The 25,619-nt window shown below is 59.4% G+C and carries 21 protein-coding genes and 4 pseudogenes; 19 read left to right on the top strand and 6 right to left on the bottom strand.

Going from position 1 to position 25,619, the window contains the following annotated elements; genetic code table 11:
* Positions 1-11 precede the first annotated feature (11 nt).
* Complete coding sequence (locus tag OMP38_RS30105; protein WP_277568354.1) at positions 12-365, top strand: DMT family transporter; 354 nt, start codon at positions 12-14, stop codon at positions 363-365.
* Positions 365-682, top strand: a complete 318-nt coding sequence (locus OMP38_RS30110) for a DMT family transporter (RefSeq protein WP_277568355.1) — start codon at positions 365-367, stop codon at positions 680-682. Before OMP38_RS30105 ends, OMP38_RS30110 begins: the two co-directional genes overlap by 1 nt.
* 34 nt (positions 683-716) lie before the next feature.
* Here the strand turns inward: OMP38_RS30110 and OMP38_RS30115 are convergent, their stop codons facing one another.
* From OMP38_RS30115 to OMP38_RS30125, 3 genes are all read right to left on the bottom strand, one after another.
* Complete coding sequence (locus tag OMP38_RS30115; protein ID WP_277568356.1) at positions 717-1,835, bottom strand: TFIIB-type zinc ribbon-containing protein; 1,119 nt, start codon at positions 1,833-1,835, stop codon at positions 717-719.
* Entirely contained in the window at positions 1,739-2,941 is a 1,203-nt protein-coding gene (locus tag OMP38_RS36720) for an SPFH domain-containing protein (RefSeq protein WP_277568357.1), read from the bottom strand. Before OMP38_RS36720 ends, OMP38_RS30115 begins: the two co-directional genes overlap by 97 nt.
* Before the next feature lie 70 nt (positions 2,942-3,011).
* Positions 3,012-3,245: a hypothetical protein gene (locus OMP38_RS30125; RefSeq protein ID WP_277568358.1), complete on the bottom strand. Its 234-nt coding sequence runs from the start codon at positions 3,243-3,245 to the stop codon at positions 3,012-3,014.
* An 88-nt stretch (positions 3,246-3,333) separates the two neighbouring features.
* On the opposite strand from OMP38_RS30125, the gene OMP38_RS30130 reads away from it, so the two are divergent.
* The gene (locus OMP38_RS30130; RefSeq protein ID WP_277568359.1) at positions 3,334-3,654 is read left to right on the top strand and encodes a YcxB family protein; all 321 of its coding nucleotides are present in this window, start codon (positions 3,334-3,336) and stop codon (positions 3,652-3,654) included.
* 71 nt (positions 3,655-3,725) lie between these two features.
* Here the strand turns inward: OMP38_RS30130 and OMP38_RS30135 are convergent, their stop codons facing one another.
* Together OMP38_RS30135 and OMP38_RS30140 are read right to left on the bottom strand one after the other, a co-directional pair.
* On the bottom strand, positions 3,726-4,427 hold the full coding sequence (locus OMP38_RS30135) for an OmpA/MotB family protein (protein ID WP_338130696.1): 702 nt from the start codon (positions 4,425-4,427) through the stop codon (positions 3,726-3,728).
* A 77-nt stretch (positions 4,428-4,504) separates the two neighbouring features.
* Positions 4,505-5,326 (bottom strand): flagellar motor protein, encoded by an 822-nt coding sequence (locus OMP38_RS30140; protein WP_277568417.1) that lies wholly within the window; start codon positions 5,324-5,326, stop codon positions 4,505-4,507.
* A 166-nt stretch (positions 5,327-5,492) separates the two neighbouring features.
* On the opposite strand from OMP38_RS30140, the pseudogene uvrB reads away from it, so the two are divergent.
* The 10 genes and pseudogenes from uvrB to OMP38_RS30195 all read left to right on the top strand — a co-directional run bounded on the left by uvrB (position 5,493) and on the right by OMP38_RS30195 (position 18,406).
* Positions 5,493-7,483, top strand: a pseudogene (uvrB, locus tag OMP38_RS30145) (excinuclease ABC subunit UvrB).
* A 331-nt stretch (positions 7,484-7,814) separates the two neighbouring features.
* Positions 7,815-8,744 (top strand): IS1595 family transposase, encoded by a 930-nt coding sequence (locus tag OMP38_RS30150; protein WP_277568360.1) that lies wholly within the window; start codon positions 7,815-7,817, stop codon positions 8,742-8,744.
* 475 nt (positions 8,745-9,219) lie between these two features.
* Positions 9,220-12,085, top strand: a pseudogene (uvrA, locus tag OMP38_RS30155) (excinuclease ABC subunit UvrA).
* Positions 12,086-12,282: 197 nt separating this feature from the next.
* Positions 12,283-13,581: a ribose-5-phosphate isomerase RpiA gene (gene rpiA, locus OMP38_RS35265; protein WP_338130704.1), complete on the top strand. Its 1,299-nt coding sequence runs from the start codon at positions 12,283-12,285 to the stop codon at positions 13,579-13,581.
* A 19-nt stretch (positions 13,582-13,600) separates the two neighbouring features.
* The gene (locus OMP38_RS30170) at positions 13,601-14,935 is read left to right on the top strand and encodes a sensor histidine kinase (protein WP_277568361.1); all 1,335 of its coding nucleotides are present in this window, start codon (positions 13,601-13,603) and stop codon (positions 14,933-14,935) included.
* Positions 14,936-15,016: 81 nt separating this feature from the next.
* A complete protein-coding gene (locus OMP38_RS30175; RefSeq protein WP_277568362.1) occupies positions 15,017-15,733 on the top strand; it encodes a response regulator transcription factor in 717 nt (238 codons plus the stop codon).
* 98 nt (positions 15,734-15,831) lie between these two features.
* Positions 15,832-16,542 (top strand): YwaF family protein, encoded by a 711-nt coding sequence (locus OMP38_RS30180; protein WP_277568363.1) that lies wholly within the window; start codon positions 15,832-15,834, stop codon positions 16,540-16,542.
* Positions 16,539-17,304 (top strand): annotated as a pseudogene (locus tag OMP38_RS36430) (DUF2339 domain-containing protein); the annotation flags it as partial. The gene OMP38_RS30180 and the pseudogene OMP38_RS36430, both read left to right, overlap by 4 nt.
* Positions 17,305-18,120 (top strand): DUF2339 domain-containing protein, encoded by an 816-nt coding sequence (locus tag OMP38_RS30190; protein ID WP_277568419.1) that lies wholly within the window; start codon positions 17,305-17,307, stop codon positions 18,118-18,120.
* The gene (locus tag OMP38_RS30195) at positions 18,110-18,406 is read left to right on the top strand and encodes a hypothetical protein (RefSeq protein WP_277568365.1); all 297 of its coding nucleotides are present in this window, start codon (positions 18,110-18,112) and stop codon (positions 18,404-18,406) included. Before OMP38_RS30190 ends, OMP38_RS30195 begins: the two co-directional genes overlap by 11 nt.
* 79 nt (positions 18,407-18,485) lie before the next feature.
* Here the strand turns inward: OMP38_RS30195 and OMP38_RS30200 are convergent, their stop codons facing one another.
* Positions 18,486-19,007, bottom strand: a complete 522-nt coding sequence (locus OMP38_RS30200) for a DinB family protein (RefSeq protein ID WP_277568366.1) — start codon at positions 19,005-19,007, stop codon at positions 18,486-18,488.
* A 344-nt stretch (positions 19,008-19,351) separates the two neighbouring features.
* Here OMP38_RS30200 and OMP38_RS30205 point away from each other — a divergent pair, with 344 nt between their 5' ends.
* The 6 genes and pseudogenes from OMP38_RS30205 to OMP38_RS30230 all read left to right on the top strand — a co-directional run bounded on the left by OMP38_RS30205 (position 19,352) and on the right by OMP38_RS30230 (position 25,467).
* Positions 19,352-19,558, top strand: coding sequence for a DUF2759 family protein (locus OMP38_RS30205; protein ID WP_277568367.1), 207 nt, complete (start codon positions 19,352-19,354; stop codon positions 19,556-19,558).
* Between the two features lie 207 nt (positions 19,559-19,765).
* Complete coding sequence (locus OMP38_RS30210) at positions 19,766-20,854, top strand: S1C family serine protease (protein WP_277568368.1); 1,089 nt, start codon at positions 19,766-19,768, stop codon at positions 20,852-20,854.
* A 21-nt stretch (positions 20,855-20,875) separates the two neighbouring features.
* A complete protein-coding gene (locus tag OMP38_RS30215; protein WP_277568369.1) occupies positions 20,876-21,178 on the top strand; it encodes a stalk domain-containing protein in 303 nt (100 codons plus the stop codon).
* Entirely contained in the window at positions 21,162-21,965 is an 804-nt protein-coding gene (locus tag OMP38_RS30220) for a copper amine oxidase N-terminal domain-containing protein (protein ID WP_277568370.1), read from the top strand. The genes OMP38_RS30215 and OMP38_RS30220 overlap by 17 nt, the downstream gene beginning before the upstream one ends.
* Complete coding sequence (locus OMP38_RS30225) at positions 21,898-22,788, top strand: hypothetical protein (RefSeq protein WP_277568371.1); 891 nt, start codon at positions 21,898-21,900, stop codon at positions 22,786-22,788. The genes OMP38_RS30220 and OMP38_RS30225 overlap by 68 nt, the downstream gene beginning before the upstream one ends.
* Positions 22,789-22,946: 158 nt before the next feature.
* Positions 22,947-25,467: pseudogene (locus tag OMP38_RS30230) on the top strand (U32 family peptidase).
* The last annotated feature ends 152 nt before the right edge of the window (positions 25,468-25,619 follow it).

A 25,619-nucleotide genomic window follows, 5' to 3' on the forward strand; every position in this document is an offset into this window, starting at 1 on the left:
GGGGATCGACGATGACAAAATACTGGACGTTGCTGATCGCAGCCGGCGTGACGGAAGTGGGCTGGGTGTCGGGCTTGAAGCACGCTTCGAATTGGTGGGAATGGCTGCTTACGGCAGTCGCATTAGCTTTTTCATTTTGGAGCCTAATGGAAGTGACGCGCGTACTGCCGATCGGTACGGCCTACGCTGCATTCACGGGGATCGGCGCCGCAGGGACGGTGATCGGGGAAGCCGTCTTTTTCGAAGGCGCACTCAATGCGGCTAAGCTAGCGCTTGTCGCGCTCATGATCGTCGGCATCGTCGGCTTAAAAGCGACCTCCGGTCCTAAGTCAAAATCGGATGTTGAGGCAGGGGGGACGAACTAATGGCTTGGATATATTTAGTTTGCGCGGGCCTGTTCGAAGTAGCGGGGGCGGTCGGTTTAAATCGCTGGAGCAGCCGCAGGGACGCATGGGGACTTATTATCATCTGCGTGAGCTTCTTGTTCAGCTTCAGCCTGCTGACGGCCGCGATGCAGGATATCTCGATGGGTACGGCTTACGCGGTGTGGACGGGCATCGGATCGGTTGGCGCGACCGTGCTCGGTATGATTTTTTACGGCGAATCTCGACAGGCTTCTAGGCTGTTTTTCCTTGCGCTTGTTATTGCAGCCGCGGTGGGCTTGAAGTTAATCGGAGAATAAATACCGCCCTGCTCCCAGGCAGGGCGGTATTTATTTATTGGGGTGTTTGCTGGGTACTTGCATACCACAGCACGATCGCCCCGACGACTGCCAGGCACGCCAGCGCGAAAAACGTAATTTTCCAAGCGCTGCGCGGCGCGGTGCCGGAGACGAGGCCGGTCTGGCCGTTGACCATGAATCGGTAGGGCTTGGATTTGTAGTTGTAGCTGGCGTTCCAGACCGGCAGCAAGAGATGCTTGAACGTGCGGTTGAAGTAGTCGGTATCGACGTTCAACGAGCGCACCTCGTCTCCGCCGATCTCGGCGCGAATATCGCCGCGCAGCGCGTCGTCGATTCGCTCCCGCGCTTCCTCCCAACCCTGCGAACGGTTGACGGAATAGCGCTCGGCGATGTAGCCGCTCAAATAATCGGGCTTATAGCCGAGCAGTCCGCCAAGCTCGAAGTTGCCCAGGCGCTCCAGCAGCTTGGCGTCGTATTGGCCGGAGGCTGGGACCAACACATCGTTGAAGAATCGGTCGTAATCTCCGCTCACCCGATGCCAGACCGTGTAGCGCTCCTGCTCGGTATAGGTCTCCGTTTTCCCGTTCACGACGCGCGTCCTGGTCACGGTCCGATAGTGATGATCGCCGCGTTCGGCGGTGTACGCGGAAGAGGTGTCCGCATCGTACGTCCAATACGGAATATAGATACCGGACAAGCGAGCGCTCGTATTTTCCCGTTTGAAGGCGCCGGGAAGAAACCAGCGTTTCTTTTTCCATGCCCGGAAGGCGGCCGTCGCGTCGTCTTTGTCGACTTGAAACGGGATGAGCGATTCGGGCCTTATATTCGCTGCAGCGGGCTGAGGCAGCACCTTCGGCGAGCCGCAAAACGGGCACAAGGTGGCCGTCTGCAAGGCAGGTATCAGACTTTCCCCGCCGCAGGTCTCGCATTTGATCGTCTGCTGCGCTAAGCCCCAGTCCGTATCCGCTTCTTGTTGCATGCCGTCGTCAAGCGCATGCTCCTGCGGAAGCGCGGTGTCCGAGTCGATCGCTTGCAACCTGCCGCAATATTGGCACTTCAGCTGCTGGCTGTCCGCGTCGAACAGCATCGCTCCGCCGCAGCTCGCGCAGGGAAACTGTATGGCTTCCATCGCTTCGTTCGCGTCTTTCGCCATTCCGTTCTACACCTTCGTTCCGCAGTTGGAGCAAAACTTCGCGTTAGGCGCGAGCGGTTGCCCGCACTCCGAACAGAACTTTTCGCCGGCGCCGTGCCGCCGCCGTCCGAGGCGACGCCGCCGACTTGCGCGGCACGTTCGCTTGCGGCGGCCCCGCTGCCAGGAGCGGTAGTTCCTGCACCTGAACCTGGACCTGGACCTGCACCTGCGCCTGAGCCTCCGCCGGCATTCGCCGCGTTCTGCTGCTCGTTTTGCCGCATCATTTGGCTCATCGCCTGGCCCATGGCCATACCTGCACCCAAGCCGATACCCGTGCCCGCCGAACCGTCGGCCGGGTTGTTCGCCGCCTCGCGTAGCGCTTCGGCCGTCTGATACTTCATGTACTGATCGAGGTTACCCGCGATATTCATCGACGACCTGCGGTCGATCGTCTTCTCGACCTCCTCGGGCAGCGAGATGTTCTCGATCGTGAGGGCGGTCAGCCAGAGGCCCATCGCCATGAAGTGCGATTGGAGCTTGTCTGCTGCGGCACGGCTCAGCTCGTCGTACGAAGCGGCCAGGTCGATGACCGGAATCTTCGACTCGCCCAGCAAATCGCTCACGCCGGAGACGATGACAGACTTGAGGTAGCCTGCCACGTTTTCCGCCGAAAAGTCCTGCTGCGTCCCGAAGATCTCCTTCAAGAACAGCGCGGGGTCGTTCACCTTGAGTGCGTAGTTTCCGAAACCCCGTAAGCGTACCATTCCGAACTCCGCGTCGCGCATGATGACTGGATTTGTCGTGCCCCACTTCAGCTGCGTGAAATTGCGCGTACTCACGAAGAACACATCGGCTTTGAAGGGCGAGTTGAAGCCGTATTTCCAAGACTTCAGCGCTGTAAGCACCGGCATGTTCTGCGTGCTCAGCGTGTAAGTGCCCGGACCGAAAACGTCGGCGATCTGGCCTTCGTTGACGAAGACGGCAGCTTGCGATTCGCGCACGACGAGCTTCGCGCCCATCTTAATGGCGTTGTCGTAGACGGGAAAGCGGTATACCATCGAACTGGTATCGTCCAGCCATTCGATGACCTCGATGAACTGGCCCTTGATGAAGTCGAACAATCCCATATTCAGCCTCCGTTCGATGTCGTTTGCTTTCATTATAAGCTTTATTTTCAGTTCGTTCGATAAAATGTTGTTATAATGAAACCAACAAGCGCGCAAGCGCAGCAGGTTGATGCGGGAGGAAGTTATGTCTAAAATCGTTCAGGCGCAATTCGATACGACGGAGAGAGACCTCGTCGCGTTGAATACGCGGCATTTTTACAGCAGTCCCGGCTTTGTTTTCTTTATGCTCGTATGCGGGGCGAATTTCATTTACATGGCGCTCGCGGTTATGAAGGAAGGATGGGGGGCGGCGGATCATTTTCATTTCCTCCAATGGCTGCTGCTGGCCTTCGGGCTGTTCATCCCGGCGTCCTCTTATCTTAGAGCGGTGCAAGCGATAAAAAAGGCGTTTTGTGACAGAGCAACGGCAGTACGAGTTTGACGAGTCCGGCTTCCGTTATCGCACGCCGTCCGCGCAAGGGCAGGTCGCCTGGAAGGACGTTCGGCGGTTTACGATCGGTCGCCGTATGATCGTCCTGTACGTGGGCCAGAAGGGCGTGAGCCTCATTCCCGCACGAAGTCTATCCAGCAAAGAGGACTTGGCGCAAGTGAAAAGCTGGATCCTGCAACAGGTGAGCCCGCCAATCGTGCGCCGCGCTGCAAGAAACCGCATGCTGCTATACGTGGGCATCGCGGCCGCCATTATCGTCGCAGTCGCGCTAGCGTTTGCCTAGATGGGATTCGAACGATAGCTTCGAAAAAACAGAAGCCTCCGCAGCATTCGCTGAAGGAGGCTTTCGCGTTTTTAATGTTTGGCCGCTAACTGGACGGATCCTTCCGGCTGCCGCACCACGAGAATCTCTACGCGCCGGTTTTTTTGACGGTTAGCCTCGGTATCGTTCGCGGCGACGGGACGCGTATCCGCGTAGCCGGCGATTTCAAATATTTTTTCCGGCAGCTTGCGCGTATCGACGAAGTACCGGAGGACGGACAGCGCGCGGCCCGACGACAAGCCCCAGTTGTCCTGAAACGCAGATCCCGGCTGAATCGGAAGATTATCCGTATGGCCCTGGATGGAGATCGTCGTGTCCAACTTCGTAAATAAACTCGACAGCTTGTCCAAGGCGGGCCTTGCATCCGGTTTAAGATCGGCCTTGCCGAGATCGAACAGGAATTTGTCGGAAAGGCGAATCGAGATGCCCTGCGGCGTGTCTCCGACAAAGACTTCCTGCTGCAGCTTATTTTCCTTTACGTATGTCTCGATGACCTTTAGCAAGTCCTGCAACGCCTGTTCCCGTCTTCTGGCAATCTCCGCGTCAAGCGAGGCGTTCGCGTCCGCGGAAGGACTAGGGGACGCTGATGCGGATGGCGCGGGATCCGGGTGCTTGGACACGTCGTCGCTGCCTTGAATGCCGGTGCCCATCTCGATGATGCTGTCCGCCCGGTTGAACTCCAGCTGGAGCGACTTCGCCAGCGTATCGTATTTCTTGATATCGATCTGGCTCATCGCGTACATAATGATAAAAAAAGATCAGCAGCAAAGTAATCAGGTCCGCATATGTGATCAGCCAGCGGTCATGGTTCTCATGCGCGCTTCGGCTGCGTCTGCTCCGTTTGCGCGCCATCTTCGCTCTCCTCCTTTTTCCGGTCGAACGACAGCGACTCCGTATGCATGAAGGCAGTCAGCTTCTTGCGGATGAGCGCCGGATTCTCGCCGGCTTGAATCGCGAGGATGCCTTCCAGCATCATTTCCGTGAACTGCACCGTCTCCGTCGCGCGGATGCGTATCTTGGACGCGATGGGCAGGTAGAGAATGTTCGCGGAGGCAACCCCGTAAAGCGTGGCGGTAAACGCGACCGCAATCGCAGGCCCGAGCGAGCCGGGATCCGCAAGATTGCTTAGCACGTGGATCAAGCCCATAACGGTGCCGATGATGCCCATCGTCGGCGCATACCCGCCGGCAGATTCGAATATTTTCGCCTGATTTTCCATCCGCTGCTCGATGGCATCGATCTCGAACTCGAGGATTTGCCTGCTGAGCTCGGGATCGGTGCCGTCGACGACAATTTGCAGACCGCTTTGGATAAAAGGGTCAGGGTGCTCCACGAGTTTGTTTTCGAGGGATAGCACGCCTTCGCGGCGAGCGATCGTGGCCAGTTCGACGAGCTCGTCGATGCGGGAAGCCGTCTCCAGTGCGCCTGGCCTGAAGGCCGTCTTCAACGATTCTGGAATCTGGCGGAGCCGGGATGCCGGAAAGCTGATGGCGACGGCTGCGAACGTGCCTCCGAATACGATCAGCAGCGCCGTTTTCTCCACGAGCCCCTCCCAATGCCCGCCTTCCCATAAAAATCCGCCTATCAACGCGGCAAGGGCCGCCAATATGCCCCATGACGTCGTCTGATCCATGCGCTGCTTCATGCAGCTTCACTCCTTTGACTGGTTTCCGGGAACCCGATATAATGAATGAGAACACATATTCGGACTCGCTGGAAGGGATATCCTGTTTATCGGTCGGATGAAGCAGGGTACGATATAGGACTTTGGTCTACAAGACGCGGAGGTGGGCTTAGACATGGCAGTACCGTCCGGATTCAAGCTGCAATCGGAATACGAACCGCAAGGAGACCAGCCGGAAGCGATCCGTCAGCTGGTCGCCGGCATTAATGAGGGAAAGCGGCATCAGACGCTGCTCGGCGCGACGGGGACGGGCAAGACGTTCACGGTCGCGCAGACGATCGCCAAGGTGAACAAGCCCACGCTGGTCATCGCGCACAATAAGACGCTGGCGGCGCAGCTGTGCAGCGAATTCAAGGAGTTTTTTCCGGAAAATGCCGTCGAGTACTTCGTCAGCTATTACGATTACTATCAACCGGAGGCGTATATCCCGTCCTCGGACACTTATATTGAGAAGGACTCCAGCATCAACGACGAGATCGACAAGCTCCGCCACTCCGCGACCTCGGCGCTCTTCGAGCGTCGCGACGTCATTATCGTCGCGAGCGTATCGTGCATTTACGGTCTCGGTTCTCCGGAGGAGTACCGGGACCTTCGTCTGAGCTTGCGCGTGGGGATGGAGAAATCGCGCAACGCGATCCTGCACAAGCTGGTCGACATCCAATATCAGCGCAACGATATGAACTTCACGCGCGGGACGTTTCGCGTACGCGGCGACGTCGTCGAGATCTTCCCGGTATCGGTCGGCGACCGCGCCATCCGGGTGGAGATGTTCGGCGACGAGATCGAGCGGATCACCGAGATCGACGTCCTCACGGGCGAGATCATCGGCTCGCGCGAGCATGTCTCGATCTTCCCGGCGTCTCACTTCGTGACCGCAGAAGAGAAGATGAAGGTCGCGCTGGTCAACATCGAGCGCGAACTCGAAGAGCGCCTCGCCGAACTGCGCGAGCAAGGCAAGCTGCTTGAAGCGCAGCGTCTGGAGCAGCGCACGCGTTACGACCTCGAGATGATGGCGGAGATGGGGTTCTGCTCCGGCATCGAGAACTACTCGGGCCCGCTCACGTTCCGCGAGCGAGGAGCCACGCCGTATACGTTGATGGACTTCTTCCCGGACGACTACCTTATCGTCATTGACGAGTCCCACGTCACGCTTCCGCAGGTACGGGCCATGTACAACGGCGACCAGGCACGCAAGACGGTGCTCGTCGACCACGGCTTCCGGCTCCCTTCGGCGAAAGACAACCGTCCGCTGCGCTTCGAAGAGTTTGAGGGCAAAGCCAAGCAGCTCGTCTACGTATCGGCGACGCCCGGCCCTTACGAGCTCGAGAACTGCCCGACCATGGTGCAGCAGATCATCCGTCCGACTGGGCTCGTCGATCCGATCATCGAGGTGCGTCCGACCAAGGGACAGATCGACGATCTGCTAGGGGGAGATTCGAACTCGCATCGAACGCGACGAGCGCGTGCTCGTGACGACGCTCACCAAGAAGATGTCGGAGGATCTAACCGACTACATGAAGGAAGTCGGCATCAAGGTTCGCTATTTGCACTCCGACATCAAGACGCTGGAGCGGATGTCGATTCTGCGCGACCTGCGGATCGGCACGTTCGACGTGCTGGTCGGCATCAACCTCCTGCGGGAGGGGCTGGATTTGCCCGAAGTCACGTTGGTCGCCATCCTCGACGCCGATAAAGAAGGCTTTCTGCGCGCCGAACGTTCGCTGATCCAGACGATCGGCCGGGCCGCGCGCAATAGCGAAGGCAGGGTCATCATGTACGGGGACAAAATCACGGATTCGATGGCCAAGGCGATCGGAGAGACCGAACGCCGCCGCGCGATCCAAACGGCGTACAACGAGAAGCATGGCATCACCCCGCAGACCATCCGCAAAAAAAGTGCGCGACGTCATCGAGGCGACGAAGGTCGCCGAACAGAAGAGCGCTTATCTGACCGGTCTCGAGGACGTCGACAAACTGTCCAAGAAGGACCGTCAGTCCGTCATCAACCGCCTGGAGGCCGAGATGAAGGACGCCGCCAAGAACCTCCAATTCGAACGCGCTGCTGAGCTTCGCGACGCGCTGATGGAACTCAAGGCAAGTCTATAAAGCTAGCTGCGCAATCCTTGCCGGGATCTCTAATCCTGGCAAGGATTTTTTGATTTGTAGGCACTAGGCTGAACTAGGCAGCTACGAGGCGTTATAATGACTTTTCGCGTTTCAACGATATCCCTTTCGGACAGGGAGCGTGATGACTTGAATACGTTTCAACGATATCCCCTTCACTCAGGAATGGCGCTGGAGATGCAGTTGTAATACATATATCCCAAAGATCAGATATCCCAAAGATCAGGTTACAAAATGACGCTTTAAACAAATGGATCCATATGATAAAATAAGAACAAATGTTCCCTTTTGGTGAATTGGAGGATGACCTTTTTTGCGTTCAACTTACGAGCAGATGCCGACCTTTCAGGAGGAAGCCTGTGAACTGGCTTTGTTCCAGGCCAAGTGGCCCAGCGGCTTTCGCTGTCCCCGTTGCGACGAATCCGCATGTTACCGCATCGCTTCCCGAAGCAAGAGGCTCTACGAGTGCCGCGCCTGCCACCATCAAACCTCGCTGACTGCAGGGACGATCATGGAGGGGACGCGCACGCCGCTCGTAAAGTGGTTCAGCGCTTTATATTTGATGCAAAAGGGGATCTCCGCTACGCTGTTGGCAGAGGTTATTCAAGTGACCTACAAGACGGCTTGGCTTATCAACCATAAGCTTAGGCATGCCATTCAATTGTGGGACGAATCGAGGCCATTAAGAGGAGAACTGCGATTATACGGCGATTTTTATGCGCGTCCGGTCATGAGCGGGGTTTTTGATCCGCCCGATCAACGAGATCAACCGGCAATCGTAGGTGCTTCAATCGATCCGGAATCCGGCGAGGTTGCAGAAGTTAAGATTAAACGAGTGCCGCATGCTGAATTTAGACGGCGTTTATATGGTGTGGAGTCCTATGGCACTTTCCTGTGGCGCCATGTGACGGATGTAAAATCCGAAGTCCAAAACATCGAAATCGTTAGACAAAGCGATCGCGAGGGAGTAACGGAGCTCGGTTTGATTTGGCGCGGGGTTATCGGTTGGCTGGCCAGAACGTTCGGCGGAATCGGCCCCAAGCATCTGCAGGCTTATCTTGATGAATATTGTTTTCGTATCAACGCACGTTCGGATGGCTTCGGCACGCTTTTATCTTTATGCGGCATGACTCGGACCGTGACGCTTCGCGGACTAGTAAACAAAAGGAGAACTGTTCGATCTGTTAGATGGACGAAATTAGCTAACTTTAAGCAGCAAATGAGCGGATTCCAGGTTTCTTAACAACGGTTCAAGTTGAAAGATTGCCCTTGTTGTATCTTCTTTAAGCGCTGACCTGGATTCTTGGATTGCTAATTTGTGAATCTGAGAGTGGTAAGTGTTGTCGGCGACCTGATCGAGAGGGATAGCGTTATAAAAGGGAGGGAGGAACGATGGATTAGTTTGCTGTGCTGGGTGGACTCCTGGGGAAGCGTATGAGCTGTTGCTGTTTAGTTAGAACAACGATTGCCTGATCGAAGGGGATAACGTTGAAATGGTCCGAAAAGAGAGCTGTTTGGGTCGGGGGGCGGCCGAATCGGTGTAAGGACCAAATGAGCAGCGCTCTCCAAGAACGCCGTGCCTTGGTGGGATTTCCATTTGCGAACCAGTTCATCGGCAAGTATAATGAGATGAGAACACATATTCTTATGTGATGGAACGTGAACGGAGGCGGCGCGGAGAGCGAGCCCAGGCCGTTAACGACAGGAGGCTGTACGTTTTGGGAAGCGATCAGATCGTCATTAAGGGCGCCCGCGCCCACAATCTGAAAAATATCGATGTGACCATTCCGCGCGACAAGTTCGTCGTGCTGACCGGTCTTAGCGGTTCGGGCAAGTCCTCGCTCGCGTTCGATACGATATATGCCGAGGGGCAGCGTCGGTACGTGGAGTCGCTTTCCGCGTATGCGCGCCAGTTCCTGGGGCAAATGGACAAGCCGGACGTCGACTCGATCGAAGGGCTCTCGCCGGCCATCTCGATCGACCAGAAGACGACCAGCCGCAATCCGCGGTCGACCGTCGGCACCGTGACCGAGATTTACGATTATCTGCGTCTTCTGTATGCGCGCATCGGGAAGCCGCATTGCCCGGAGCACGGCATCGAGATTACGTCGCAGACGGTCGAGCAGATGGTCGACCGGATCATGGAGTACCCAGAGCGTACGCGCTTGCAGATTCTGGCACCGATCGTGTCGGGCCGCAAGGGCGAACATACGAAGCTATTGGCCGATATTCAGAAGCAAGGCTTTGTTCGCGTACGCGTGAATGGCGAGATCATGGATCTGTCCGAACCGATCGAGCTGGAGAAGAACAAGAAACACTCGATCGAGGTCGTCATCGACCGGATCGTCGTGAAGGAAGACGTCGCGACGCGTCTGGCGGACTCGCTCGAGACAGGGCTTAAGCTGTCAGGCGGACAGATCATCGTGGACATCATCGACAAGGAAGAGCTGATGTTCAATTCTCATCTGGCTTGCCCCGTGTGCGGGTTTTCGATGGGCGAGCTGGAGCCGCGGCTTTTCTCCTTTAACTCGCCTTTCGGCGCTTGTCCGGATTGCGACGGGCTCGGCGTGAAGATGGTCGTCGATCCCGACCTGCTGCTCCACGACAAGAGCAAGAGCATCGAGCAGGGAGCTTTTTCCGCTTGGGCGGGGAGCACGTCGACCTATTATCCGCAGTTCCTCGCTGCGGTGTGCAGTCATTACAAGATCCCGACGAAGGTGCCGGTATCCGAACTCACGGACAAGCAGATGAAATTGCTCTTGTACGGTACGGGTCCGGAGAAGATCCGGTTCAAATATCAAAACGAGTTCGGCTATACGCGGGATGCGATGGTCCAGTTCGAAGGCGTCGTGCCTAACCTGGAGCGCCGCTATCGGGAGACGGCATCGGACGGCATCCGCGAGTTTATCGAGGAGTATATGGGTGCCAAGCCCTGCGAGGGCTGTAAAGGGAAGCGTCTGAAAAAGGAAGCGCTGGCTGTCACGGTCGGCAGCCAGAACGTGGCATACGTCACGGCGCTGTCGATCGGCGACGCAATGAACTTTTTCGAGGCGCTTGAGCTGAATGCCAAGGACACGCAAATCTCCAACCTGATTTTGAAGGAGATTAGCAGCCGTCTGGGGTTCTTGGTCAATGTCGGTCTGGATTACCTGACGCTCTCCCGCGCGGCGGGCACGCTGTCGGGCGGGGAGGCCCAGCGCATCCGGTTGGCTACGCAGATCGGTTCGAGCTTGATGGGCGTCCTGTACATCTTGGACGAGCCGAGCATCGGCCTGCACCAGCGGGACAACGACCGGCTGATCAAGACGCTGGAGCACATGCGCGATCTTGGCAATACGCTCATCGTCGTCGAGCACGACGAGGACACGATGATGGCGGCCGATTACCTGATCGATATCGGGCCGGGCGCTGGCATTCACGGCGGCACGGTCGTCGCGCAAGGCACGCCTGAAGAGGTCATGCGCGACGACAAGTCGCTAACGGGCGCTTATCTAAGCGGTCGCCAGTTCATCCCTGTGCCATTCGCAAGGCGCAAGCCCGACGGCCGCTGGATCGAAGTGAAGGGCGCGACGGAGAACAATCTTAAAAACCTGAGCGCGAAGTTCCCCCCTCGGCGTGTTTACGGCCGTGACGGGCGTATCGGGATCAGGTAAGTCGACGCTGGTCAACGAGATCCTGTACAAAACGCTGGCCCGCGACCTGAACAAAGCGAAGGTGCGTCCCGGCCAGTACAAGGAGTTCCTCGGACTGGAGCATCTGGAGAAGGTCATCGACATCGACCAATCGCCGATCGGACGCACGCCGCGCTCCAACCCGGCGACGTATACCGGGGTGTTCGACGACATTCGCGACGTATTTGCGATCACGAACGAAGCCAAGGTGCGGGGCTACAAGAAGGGACGCTTCAGCTTTAACGTCAAGGGCGGCCGCTGCGAGGCGTGCAAAGGCGACGGCATCATCAAGATCGAGATGCACTTCCTGCCGGACGTTTACGTACCCTGCGAAATATGCAAGGGCAAGCGCTATAACCGCGAGACGCTAGAGGTCAAGTACAAGGGCAAGAACATTGCGGAAGTGTTGGAGATGACGATCGAGCATGCGACGGAGTTCTTCCAAAACATCCCGCGCATTCATCGCAAGCTCCAGACGCTGCTCGACGTCGGACTCGGGTACATGACGATCGGTCAGCCGTCGACGACGATGTCCGGGGGCGAGGCGCAGCGCGTCAAGCTCGCGGCCGAGCTTCACCGCCGGAGCACGGGCAAGACGCTGTACATTCTCGACGAGCCGACGACAGGTCTTCACGCCCACGATATCGACCGACTGCTCCAGGTGCTGCAGCGCCTGGTCGATTCGGGTGAAAGCGTGCTAGTCATCGAGCACAACTTGGACGTCATTAAGACGGCGGACTATCTGGTCGACCTCGGGCCGGAAGGCGGCAGCGGCGGCGGCACGATCGTCGGCGTCGGCACGCCGGAGCAGCTATCGAACAATGCGAAGTCCTACACGGGCAAGTATCTTGGTCCCGTGCTGGAACGGGATCGGGCACGCACCCAAGCTGCGTTGGCCACGGTCGAGGTTTAAGATTAGATCGACGCGACCTTTACGATCAAGGACAATGACTCGCGTTGCCGAAGAGCAGCGGAGCAAGGGAGCTTACGAAGCTGCCGGCGCTCCGCTGCTCTTTTTTACATATTCGTAGCATGGGAAAAGGGTAAGGTTAATTGCTATAATGCGTATATCCGATTGTAAAAGTCAGGAGAGCGGGAAAGGTGAGACATATGGCAATCGATCCAAAACGCCAGGCGGGCGAAGAGGCAGTCAAGCTGGTCGAGAACGGAATGCTGGTGGGATTGGGAACAGGATCCACCGCGTATTGGGCGATTATGGATATCGGAAGGCGCGTTAAGGAAGGTCTGAAGATTACGGCGGTGCCGACGTCGATTCGATCCGAAGAGCTGGCGCTCTCGCTGGGGATACCGTTGGTTCCATTGGAAGGCATCCCGCCGGGCGGGATCGATTTGACGATCGACGGGGCGGACGAAGCGGATGACGACCTTAACCTGATAAAAGGCGGTGGCGGGGCGCTTCTGCGAGAGAAGATCATCGCGTCGCATAGCAAGCGTCTCGTCATTGTCGCCGACGCTTCTAAGGAAGTGAAGACAATTGGCCAGTTTCCGCTGCCGGTGGAGATCGTGCAGTTCGGCTTCAAGCTGACGATGGGACGCCTCGAGGCGTTAGGCGGTCATCCCGTGCTTCGCCTGACTGAAGGGGACGAGCCGTTCGTGACTGACAACGGCAACTACATCGCCGACTGCAGCTTCGGTGTCATCGAGGACGCAGAGGCGCTCGAAAAGACGCTGAACCTCATTCCGGGAGTCGTGGAGAACGGCCTGTTCGTCGGCATGGCGGAGCGCATCGTCATCGGCCGCGAAGACGGTAACGTAAGCGTTCAGGGAACGCATCAGGCGAGGTGGTACGTCTATGCGATGGACGCCGAAAACCGGGAGCGCGAAGATCTGAGGAGCGCCATGCTGCAGCCGCTGCTCGAGCTGGCCGCGGCAGGAGCGCTGCTGGTCGAGTCTCCGCCCCCGCATCCGTATTATCGGCTGAGCAAGCGCAGCCTGGGTTTTATCGAGGTGCCGGAAGCCGCGCATGCGGACTATGAGCTTGGCGAGATGGCTGCGACCTACGAGCTCGATACGCGCGGCGACGGCATGCGGGCGTTCCTGCGCCGCACGGGCGCCTGGGATGACGAAGCCGTGGGCGAATCGCCGGCCGACGAGGCGCCGCCCGCCAGATCGGCCGCGGATTCGCCGTCCGAACCGCTCGCGCCGCTCAAGCGGCTTGCGACAGTTGAACGGCTCATGCCGTCCGAACCGCTCACGCCGCGCGAGCGCGAAGTCGCCCGGCGCCTCGTCATGGGCGAGACGAACGCGCAGATCGGCGCCTCCCTTTACATGAGCGAAGCCGCCGTCAAGAAGCATGTGAACGCCATGCTGTCCAAGTACGGGCTGCGCAACCGGACGCAGCTGGCCGCAAGGCTGCTCGAGAAAGGCGCCGAACGGCTCGGCCATTAAGGAGAAGGAGGACGCAAGGATGTTGTTCGTATGGCCGGTTTTATGGGCGGTGGCGCTGTTTCTCCTGGCCGCGGGCTCGGGCTCTTCCGCATCCCGGCGGCTCGCCGCGGTGTCGTTCTTCGCCGGGACGGGCGCGCTTGCCGCCGTCCTCGACTTGAATATCATACCGGCGCTGGCGGACGGCGCGGTTCGCGACCGTTGGGAGCAGCCGCTCTATCGTCTGCAAGCCGCAGCCTCCGTCACCTCCTACTACGGCGTCCCCTATGCCTTTTTGTTGTTCGCGCTGGCGTTCCGTCCCGTGCGGATGCATCCCGCGCTTCGGCGCGCGCTGCCCATCGCGCTCCTGGCGCCGATCGCGCTCTGCCTGCTGCTGACGCCGGGGTATACCGAGCGCTATCCGATCTCCTTCGAGGTCGTCGTATGGTGGGCTGCGCCGTACATCCTTTATGGCGCGGCGCATATTTTGCTGCTGAGGCCCCGGCGCTCACCGCTCTCCCCGACCTACTGGATCGTCTGCCTCGCCGTCGTTCCTCCTGTCTTGTTTCTCATGGTCATGAGCTACGTGCTGCCCAGCCTCGGCATGCTGCGCATGTGGGTATACAACGCATGGGTGGCGTCGCTGGCGGTCGCCGTATTTCTGATCGGACTGTTCAGCTACGGATTTATGGGCATCCGGCTGTTGGTCGACCGCCGCAGGTTGGACACGACGTGGAGAGCCGTCAACGCCGGCACGGCCATCCTGAACCACGCCATGAAAAACGACGCGGGCAAGCTGCGTTTGTTCGGAGAGAAGACGAAGCGATATGCGGAAAAGACCAACCAGCCCGAGCTGCTGCGCGATATCGAGACGATGCTGTCCGCCTCGCTGCACATGCAGGAGATGATCGCCCGCGTCCACCGGCGCACCGGCGATCTGGAGCTGCGGCGGACGAGCGTCCGCCTGGGCGAGCTGCTTCGCGATACGCTCGCCGCGCTGGAGCCGCAGCTCGACGGGATCCGGACGCAGCTCCTGCTGCCGGCGCGAGAGTGGCGGGCGGAGGTGGATGCGGCGCAGCTGGGCGAGGCGCTGAACAACATCGTCGCCAATGCCGCCGAGGCGATCAAGGGACGCGGCGGGGCGCTGACGGTGAAGCTGTCCGAAGGAAGGCGCGAGCTCGTGGTGGAGGTCGCGGACACCGGTCCCGGCATGACGCGGAGCCAACGCGCCCATGCGCTGGAGCCCTTCTATACGACAAAGGGCGGCGGGACGAACTTCGGTTTGGGTTTGCCATACGCCTACCAGGTCATGCGCAAGCACGGGGGGGGTCGCTCGCGATCCGGAGCAAGAGCGGTCAAGGTACGAGCGTCTATTTGACATTGCCGATTCGGAGCGTGCGGGCGCGCCTGGATCATTCGACGCCGTCCCCGGCGCCGAACCCAAAGGAGGCGGGGCTGGATGCAAGCCATTAAGATATGGATCGTGGAAGACGACGAGGATTGGCGCAGGGGACTCGTCTCCTACCTGAACGAGGAGCCGGATCTACAGGTGAAGCTGGCGAGCGGCGACCCCGACCAGGTTCGCGGCGCGTTAGCGCGGACGGAAGGGGCGGAGGATTCACTGGCGCCTGATGTCGTACTCATGGATATCATGCTGCACGGCTTGCCCGAGGGCATCGCGCTGGCGGAGGAGGTCGCCGTCGCCGCCGGCGCGCGCGTCATCATGCTGACGTCGATGGAGGAGAAAGACCTTATCCTGCGCTCTTTCCAGGCGGGCGCCATCGACTATCAGCTGAAGACGGACTTCGAGGGCCTGCCCGAGGCGATCCGGGGCGCCGCCCGGCGCGAGGCGCCGATCAGTCCGGCGGCCGCGTCGCGAATGCGGGAGGAGTTCAAGCGCCTCAAGGCGTTGGAGCGGGAGTTCGAGGTCAAGAAGATGCAGGACTTGATCACCCCCGCGGAGCTTCAGCTGCTCGAGATGGTCGACCGCGGCTATTCGCAGTCGCAGATCGCGGACAGGCAGTTCATCTCGATCCGCACGGTCAAAAACCATATCAATCACATCCTCCGCAAGCTCGGCGTCCCCGGCTCCAAAGAGGCGGCCAGGCAGGCTAGGGACATGGGGTTGTTCAAGCCGAAGGAAGAATCGGGGCGCCCCCCGGACTCCCGGGAATAAACGGTTCGCGGAAGCGACAAGATGGTACCACGTAAAGTTGGTACTATTTTTTTTTGCCCTGATTTTCTAAAATGAGGGTGAGAGAGGGGGGAGCGCGTATGACGTTCGAACCGTACGGAGCGCCGCATTGGGCGGCGCTCGGACTGCTGGCGCTGATCGTCGCGGCTATGTGCGCCCAGCGGCGAAGGCTGCGGGGCTCGAAGCGAGCCCGTATCGCCCTGGCTGCGGCGTCTGCCGCCGTCGAGCTGGCGATGCTGGCCGATCGCGCGGTTACGAGGAATTGGGACATCTATGCGCTGCCGTTCGAGCTGTGCAGCCTCATGATCTGGCTGACCGCGATTATGATGCTGACCGGCAGCCGGCGGCTGTACGAGGCAACGTTTTTCCTCGGCATCCTAGGCGCGGCCCAAGCGCTGGCGACGCCCGACCTGACGGCTCCGTTTCCGACGTTCGGCTTCGCGCACTTCTTCCTTGGGCATATCCTCATCGTCGTTTCCAATCTGTACATGACGATTGTAGAAGGTTATCGCCCGACGCTGCGATCCGCTCTGCGCGCCTTCGGCTGGCTCCAGGCGCTTGCGGTGCCCGCCGCGATCGCAGACATGCTGGCCGGAACCAACTTCATGTTCCTCGCCCGAAAGCCGCCTTCGGCGTCGCTGCTCGATCTGCTCGGTCCGTGGCCCTGGTACCTGCTGGAGCTCGAGGCCGTCGCCCTTGCGCTCTGCCTGCTCCTGCTCGGTCTCGTCAAACTGGCCGATCGCTTCTTTTCAAGTCCCATTCGATCACCCAAGGAGGATTCGCCGTCATGACCGACCATTTGCGCAAGCATTGGACATCTCTGCTAGGCGTTGCGCTCGTATTGACCGCTTTTATCACGCTTTTCCGCTATACGGTCGACCGCGGATGGATCACCGATCCGATGAAGATCGGCGTCGGGCTGCTGGCCGGCATCGGCTTTGCCTTGGCGGGCGCGCGTATCGCGACCAAGCCGAGAGGGGCTGTGGCAGGCGAAATCGGGATCGGTCTCGGCGCCTGCGTCCTTTACGCCACCGTTGCCTTCGCCGGCATCGCCTACGCGCTGTGGGCGCCCATGACCGTGCTGCTCGGCATGATCGCCGTCACCGCATTGGCCGTGGCTTACGCCTGGCGGTTCGGCTCCCGCCTGCTCATGCATATCGCGCTGGCCGGCGGCCTGCTGTCGCCGATGCTGATGCTCCCCGAGACCGACCAAGTCTTCGCGCTGTTCCTTTACTTGCTCGTGTTGAACGCAGCCTTTTTCGCGATGAGCATCGCGAAAGGCTGGAGCGAACTGCGGCCCGTCGCTTTTGCCGGCACCTGGGCGCTTTACGCGATCTACTTCTTCTGGTTTGACCCGTCGCTGGATGGCTGGAAGAATATGCCGATCCGATACGCGCTGGCCGCCTTCCTGTTCTACCATCTCGGATGCTTGATCGCCAGCATGCGTCTGGGCCGCTGCTTCGACGGGTTAAATATGTACCTGAGTCTAGCGAACGGCATCTTGTTCGGCGTATGGGCGCTGATCATCCTGCAAGGAGAGTTGGACGACGGCTATACGCTGGCCTTCATCGGCCTGCTGTTCATCGCGGCCGCCGCCTTCGTGTCGAGGCAATCGGGCCGCACGCACGACCCACGGCCTGGCCGGAGCGCTCTTGGGGCTGGTCGCGCTTCATCAGCTCGGGAGCGGGCTCGCCGTAAAGCCGATGCTGAACGTCTATCTCTGGGCGGGCGTCGCGATCGTCCTCGCGGCGGCGGGTCGCATGCAGAAGCGCAAGCATTGGCTGCCGGAGACGCTCTCCATGTCGATCTGGTTCATCGTCGGCGTCTATTGGTTTTCGACGACCTGGGATACGCCTCGCGGCGACTGGTTCGGCGTCTACGTTCCCTTTCTGAACTGGGGCGCTCTGTCCTGGATGCTGCTGGCCGCGATGGGCTTCTACTACGCGACGAAGCGGCAGGCCGTCGGCATGGACGGCTCGGACCGCGCGCTTGTGTCGAATGCGCTTGCCGTCGGCGCTCATCTCGTCATCGGCGGCTTGCTGACCGTACAGATCACGGGGCTGTTCGAAGCCTACGACTGGGGAACCGGAGAGACGACGCTGCTTCGGCTGGCCTTGTCGCTTGCTTGGGGCGCGTACGCCTTGCTGCTGTTCTTTTGGGGCGCGTACCGTCGCGAGCCGTTATTCCGCTGGTTCGGCTCCGCGGTCCTCGTCGTCGTGGCGCTCAAAGCGATGATCGTCGATCTGCAAGGGGAGGAGACCTTGCTCAAGGCGCTCGTTCTGCTCGGCCTGGGCGGCATCTCGTTCCTTATCACTTGGGTAAACGGCAAATGGGCGCCGCAAGCAGAAAAGGCTGCAAATGGTAGATAATCGAGGCGGTTCGCTCTATAATGTCGGGAGTACCAATCCGTCGAAGGGGGACCTCGCCATCGAAATCAGCGCACTGCTCGTCATTGTCGTCGCCATGCTCGCCGGAGCGGCAGGCTGGCTTGTCCTCGTGCTGGCCGTTCGCCGCGCGGTCGATTCCTCCGGGACTTCGCGCAAGCTCGAGCGGCTGACGGAAGAGATCCGCATGCTCCGCCGGGAGCTTCGCGTGCGGGATGCCGTCCAACGGAGCAGCGAGGCGATCGGGCATCAAGTCGACCGTCATGTCTAGCTCTGGCTGCCGAATGATAAAAAGCGGGCGTCCTCCCGGCGGAGAGGCGCCCGCTTTTCGCGTGGGACTGACGAGCGGATTACTTCGCTTTGAGGTACTTTTCCTCGACGATCCGCAGGTGATGAAGCTCATGGCCGCCGTTGATGCAGGCTAGCGCCCGCACGCTGACGGGATGGCCGTTCGCGTTGCCGATCCGCGTCCAATCCGAGGCTCTGAGCCCGCGCAGCAGCGTCAGCGTCGCCTCCCGGACCGTCCGGTAATCCTCGGCGAGCTGCGACAGGCTCCAGTCCTCGAACGGCCCGTTCGGCACGAGCTCGTCCTGCTCGTAGCCGGGGAGGTTCGTCCGGTCGCCGCGGGCGATGCGGAGCAGCCGGTAGCTCTGAATGCGCTCGTTGTCGCTGATATGGCCGAAGACCTGCTTGAGCGACCACTTGCCGGGCTTATACCGGCTGTTCGCCTCTTCCTCCGTAAGTCCGGATAGAAGTCCGAGCGTGCGCGTCTTTTGCGACTCGAGGATCTCGATCAGATCGCCTTCGGGGACAAGCGAGACGTACTGGCCTTGATAGGGCGTGTATTCGTTTGAATTCGGACGTTCGCGCATGGACGCATGGCCTCCTCGATTTAGGGTTGATTTGAGCGTAGTACCGGCAGGCGAGCGTGTCAACCCGGTACACCGCGAGTCGAATTTAGGGCGCCGGTTATAAATGTTGGCGTAGCTGGACATTTTATAGTTCCAAGACGGTTTGCAGCGCTTGCCATAGCCCAGGACGATAAATGATGTTCAGGTTGGAGCCCGCCGCATGCATGAAGCGCAGCTTGAACGTTAGCGCTTTCGCGCCTTTTGTGACAAAGTTGTTACGGCGGCAAATTCAGACTTGCAACAAGGGTGCCTTATGGCTAACATAGAGGATACTGGGAAAGTTATGAGATAAGGGAGGACAACCCATGTTTCTCGCGGAAAATGCGGCTGAATCCGCAAGTACGTTCGCGGTATTCGACATTTTCATGGTTATCATCACGGTTCTGATCGTAGCAGGGCTCGTTCGCCTGGTGAGACAGCGCCCGAACAAGAACATTTTTGCCATCGGATTCGCGGCTGTTTCCTTGATCGTTTTCCTGATCGCGGACGTGAAGATGGTCAGCGGCTGGTAACGTTCGGCTGCGAATCAACCTTATAACTAAGACAAGAGAGCCGGCGTGCGAGCCCGGTTCTCTTTTTTTATATTTTCGACATGAATCGACATAATCTCCGATATCGCCTTGGACTGGATTCTGATATGGTAAAAAGGTCATTATTTACTAACGAGAGGCAGTTGGGGAGCGGGTTGTTTAAAAAGTTAAACGGTAAAGCGGCGATCGGTGCCGCGTTTTTTTTCGTTCGGGCTGCTGATGGCCGGTTCGGCGACGGCTGCAGCGCCAACGTCGGGCGCGGTCAGCCTGCCGGTCAAGGTCATCAACGGCGAGGCCTATGTCAAAGCAACGTCCCTGACCGCCGCGTTAGGCGGCACCGGGACGTACGACAAGGCGAGCCAGACGTACAAGTACACGCCAGCGGACGTGCCGTCGGTCATCAAGCAAGTGGCGCCGAGCGTCGTCGCCATCATCGGCAAGCCGGATGCGAACGGCGGCCGCTTCGCGTTGGCGCACGGGACGGGCGTCATCATCAAAGCGGACGGGTTGATCGTGACCAACGCTCACGTCGTGCAGGACATGACGCGGATCGTCGTCGTTACCGCGGACGGCAAGGAGTATGAAGGCACGCGCAAGCAGATAGACGTAACCAGCGATTTGGCGCTCGTTCAGATCAAGGCCAGCGGTCTTAAGCCTGCGAAGTTCGCCGCGTCTCCGCTTAAGGTTACGGTCGGCGAGCCTGCGATCGCGATCGGCACCCCGGTCTCGTTCTCGCTGCGCAATACGGCCACGGTAGGCGTCATCAGCGGGCTGAACCGCTCCATATCCGACGACTACAACCTCCTGCAGACGGACGCGGCCATCAATCCGGGCAACAGCGGCGGTCCGCTCGTGAACATGAAGGGCGAGGTCGTCGGCATCAACTCCATGAAGTTCGTCGACGTCGATATCGACAGCATGGGCTTCGCCATTCCGGCGGATACGGTGCAGTACGTGCTGAACCAGTTCGCCAAATACGGCAAAGTCATGCGTCCTTCCTTGGGTTTGGAGCTTGAGGAAAGCTGGTCCGCCGTCGTCGGCCTGCCGACCGAGGAGCCGATGACCGTCACTGCGGTCGTCTCCGCGGAAGCGCAGGCTGCAGGATTTAAGGTAGGCGACCAGATCTACGCGGTCGGGGGCAAGCAGATCGCTACGCTCGTGGAGCTGAGCGAGCTGCTGAAGTCGTATTTGCCGGGCGGCAAGATCGCCGTCACGGTGCTGGCGGACGGAGACCTCGTGTCCCGCCAAGTCGTTTTAGCCAAGAGCTTGTCTCAATAAAAAAGGAGCCTAGATTAACTAATGTCTAATTCGAGAGTCATCTTCCATCCTAAAATGTTCTTGTCCTTCCTGCTCGTCCTGGCGCTCGCCATCTCCTCCGGAACGGCGGCCTTCGCCGCTTCAAGCTCGGCCGCCGCGACGACCGAGGTCGTCATCAAGCTCAAGCTGGGCAGCGGACAGATGACGGTAGACGGCGTCGCCTCTACCGTACAGCCGCCTTTCCAGAAGAACGGCGTCACCTTTATCCCACTGAGCGTACTGACCAAAGGCATCGGCGCGCAGCTGCAACTGACCGACAACAAAAAAAATGACGTTGACGCATAGCGCCAGCCTGAAAGTCGTCATCGCGGCGGGCAGCAAGACCGCCTACGTCAACGGCGTGCAAAAGACGCTGCCTGCGGCGCCGGTCGCCGTCAAGGGCGTCATGATGGTGCCGCTGCGCGCAGCCGAGCTGCTCGGCGCCAAGATCGCGTTTACGGCGTCGACCAAGGAGATCGTCATTAAAGGTCCGCGCGCGGCGGCGGCGGGCGGCCAAGTCGGCATCGATACCGATGCCGGTAAGTCCAAGATCGGCGACAGCTACTTCAAGTGGTCGATGAACTATCCGACGGGGCTGGCGCAGAGCTATCAGTCGGGCACCGGCGATTTCATTTCCTTCCAGGACGTGAAGAAAAACTACTATTTGTCCATCTCCGTCGAAGAAGCGAAGGAGCCGCTCAGCGCGAAGGACCAACGAGACTATCTAGAGGGTTACGTTGACGACGAGACGGTGCTGAACGTCAAGGAAATTACGCTGCCGTCGGGCACCTTCCAGAGCATGGTGACCAAAAGTTCAGATGGCTTTTACTACGAATACAGAGGCATTCAAGCGAACGACCGTTTCTATATCCTCATGTTCGGCAAGTCGGCCAAGGCTGCGTCCGAGCTGGCGGCCAACAAGCCGCTTCTCGATAGCTTCGCGCCTCAGTACGATGTCAAGAACGCGGCGCTGAAGGATCTGAGCAAGGTCAAAGACGGAGTGGTCACTTACGAGGACGCGGACTATGGCCTTACGATCCAGCTTCCCCCCAGAGTGGGAGGAAGGGTACGAGGACGGGGTCAGCTACTATAATGGCGACGCTTCGATTACCTTTGAGATTACGTCGCTTAAAGCCGGAGATACGTTGGATGCGTGGGTGAAGCGTCAGACCGAAACGTTCAACAATCGCGTGGCCGACAAGTATAAGGAACCGACCGTCGTCTCGGACATCGTATGGAACGGCATTCCCGCGAAGCTCGTGAAGTTCTCCTTCACGCAGGACGGCACGACATGGGCGGACTACTACGAGATTTTCGCGGTCAAGGGCGCTTACAAGTACGATACGGGGTACACCTACGATAGAGATGGCGAATCGAATCGAGGCGACATTCTCGGCATATTGCAAAAGAGCATGAAGGTAGATTTCGCCAAAGTCGAGAAGACCTTCGGTCAAGTACCGGACTCCGAAGATGATATCGATCAAAACAAAACCGTAACGAAAACCAGCAAAAAGTACGGCTACAGCGTGACCGTTCCGGAAGAATGGACCCAATCGGGCATGGACATGGAGCGGGACGCAGTCACGTTCAGTACTGCAGGCATACAGTTGGCGATTGCTATGGAAAAAGGTTCTACTATGCAAGGGTACCCTGAGATGTTGGAGAAGACATATACCTCTACCGGCATTTGGAAGGTTGACAGCCGTACGGACGAAAAGTTCGCCGGCGAATCTGCAGTCAAGTTTACGCTGGTACCGAACGTCGTCTCTACCGCAGGCGGCAAGGTTACATCGTATCTGCTGGAGAAAAACGGCGGCATCTATCTGATTCAAGCCGTGGTGAGCGATGCGAATGCGACCGATTTTAACCTGAAACGCATTGAAGAGGCGTTAAAGTCGTTCAAGTTTAACAACTGATTCTAAACGACGCCGAAAAAAGGCGGCCGACTCCGTTTAAAGCGGAGCCGGCCGCTTTTTTTGCGTCACAGCCGCCATTTTCCTTTGGTCCCCGCGGCTTGCTTTGCTATACTGATAGAGAGAACGCCGTCTCGAGACGGCATGGAGGTTAGGCATACATGAGCGATCAAGCCGCGGTGCGGCGTGAAGATATAGAGCTGTTGGCTCCCGCCGGAGACTGGGAATGCATGCGGGCTGCCGTCGCGAACGGGGCGGACGCGGTCTTTTTCGGCGTGGAAAAATTCAATGCGCGGGCGCGCGCGAACAACTTCAAGATGGACGAGCTGCCGGAAATCATGGCTTTCCTTCACAGGTATGGCGTCAAAGGCTTCCTGACGTTCAACATCCTTGTATTCGAGGATGAGCTTCGCAACGCGCAGGAGCTCGTCGAAGCGTGCATCGACGCCGGCGTGGACGCGGTGATCGTGCAGGATCTCGGCCTCGTCAAGCTGATCCGCGAGATCTCGCCGGACTTTCCGATTCACGGTTCGACGCAGATGACGATCACTTCGCCGGAGGCTGTCGAGTTCACCAAGCCGTTCGGCATGGAGCGGGTCGTGCTCGGGCGCGAGAACAACCTCAAGCAGATCGCCAAGATCGGCGAGCAGGCGAAGCTGCCGATGGAAGTGTTCGTGCACGGCGCGTTGTGCGTGTCCTACTCGGGACAATGCCTGACGAGCGAGATGTGGGGCGGCCGCTCCGCGAACCGCGGCGAATGCGCGCAGGCCTGCCGCCTGCCGTACGACCTGATGGTCGACGGCGAGCACAAGCCGATGGGCAACATCGCCTATTTGCTGTCGCCCAAGGACCTGGCCGCGATCGACATCATGCCGGAGCTGATCGAGGCTGGCGTCACGTCGTTCAAGATCGAGGGCCGGCTCAAGAGCCCCGAGTACGTGGCCAATGTCGTGAGCAAGTATCGCAGCGCCATCGACAAATACTTCGCCGGCCAGGACGCGAGACCGTCGGCAGAGGAGGTCCGCGAGCTGCAGCAGAGCTTCTCGCGCGGCTTTACGCACGGCTTCCTCGACGGTACGAACAACAAGCAGCTCGTCGAAGGCACCTTCCCGAAAAGCCGGGGCGTGTATCTTGGACGCGTGGAGCGGCTGACCCGCGACAGCGTGGTCTGTCTGCTCGAAGCGCCGCTCAAGCGCGGCGACGGTCTGGTCTTCGATGCCGGCGATCCGACCAAGAAGGAAGAGGGCGGCCGCGTCTACGATCTGCGCCGGGGCAAGGCCAAGATCGAGGGCGAGGTCGCGCAGGGCGGCGAGATCGAGATCGTCATGGGCAGGAACGACGTCGACCTGACCAAGCTCCACGTCGGCGACCGGATCTGGAAGACCAGCGACCCGGCGCTCGACCGCCGCCTGCGGACGACGTTCGAGACGGACAAGCCGTATCGCACGTTCCCGGTATCCGTGACCGTATCCGGGCGCGAGGGCGAGCCGCTGCGCACGATCTGGACCGACGCGCAGAAAAATACGACCGTCGTCGTCCAGTCCGACATGCCGCTCGAGCGCGCGATGAACCGGCCGCTCGGCCGGGAAGTACTCGAGGAGCAGCTCGGCCGCCTCGGCGGCTCGCTCTATCATCTCGGCGAGCTGACCGTGGCGCTCGAAGGCGACGTCATCGTGCCCAAAAGCGAGCTGAACCGCATCCGCCGCGAAGCGGTGCTGCAGCTCGAGCCGCTGCGCGACCGCCCGCCGGTTTATGTCAAGCGCGCCGTCGACGCCTACGGCGACGCGCCTCACCCGGCGCCGTCCGTGCTCGAGACAGGCGGCGGACGATTGACCGTCCTGTGCCGGACGCTCGAACAGGTGCAGGCCGCTGTGGAGACGGACGCCGCGATGATTTACGCGGATTTCGAGTTCATCAAGCAATTTCCCGACGCGATCGCGGTCTGCCGCGCGGCGGGCAAGCCGATCGCGCTGGCGACGCCGCGCATCCATATGCCCGGCGAAAACGGCTACCACCGCAACATCCTGAAGCTCGCGCCGGACGCGGTGCTCGTACGGAACACGGGAGCGCTCTATTTTTACCTGAAGGAACGCATGGAAAATCCGGGCGCCAAGCACCCGACGCTCATCGGGGACTTCTCGCTGAACGTGGCGAACCACAAGACGGTCGAGCTGTTCCGCGAGGCCGGTCTCGATTGGGTGACGCCTTCTTACGACCTGAACGTCCAGCAGATGGTGGACATGCTGCGCCTGTCGGATACGTCGCGGCTTGAGCTCGTTATCCACCAGCATTTGCCGATGTTCCACACGGAGCATTGCGTTTACTGCACGTTCATGAGCGAAGGGACGAACTTCACGAACTGCGGACGTCCCTGCGAGGAGTCCCGCGCTTCGCTGCGCGACCGGATCGGATTCTCTCACCCCGTTCGCGTCGACGAGGGCTGCCGCAACACGGTGTACAATGCCATCGAGCAATCAGGCGCGGAGTATCTGACGACGTTCCAGGAGCTTGGCGTGCCGTCCTGACCGGGTCGAATTCCTCGAAGAGGACGCGGCCAAGGTGCGCGAAGTGCTGTCGCTGTACCGTGCCGCCATGCAGGGCCGTATCGGCGGCACCGAGGTGTGGAAAAAGCTGAAGGCGATCAACCAGCTCGGCGTGACGCGCGGGCAGTTGGTTAAGTAAGCAGGCGCGCGGGGCAAACGAAGCAGAAGAAATCCAGCAGCACAAGCTGCTTCATCCTTCGGGATGGAGCGGCTTTTTTTTGTGGCATAAACGCAGCCGAACGTAAGATCAAGTGCATGTCGGTTTTTGACGCCGGAACTGTTAGCGCAGGA

This window comes from Cohnella ginsengisoli, assembly GCF_029525555.1.
Lineage (GTDB): Bacteria > Bacillota > Bacilli > Paenibacillales > Paenibacillaceae > Cohnella > Cohnella ginsengisoli.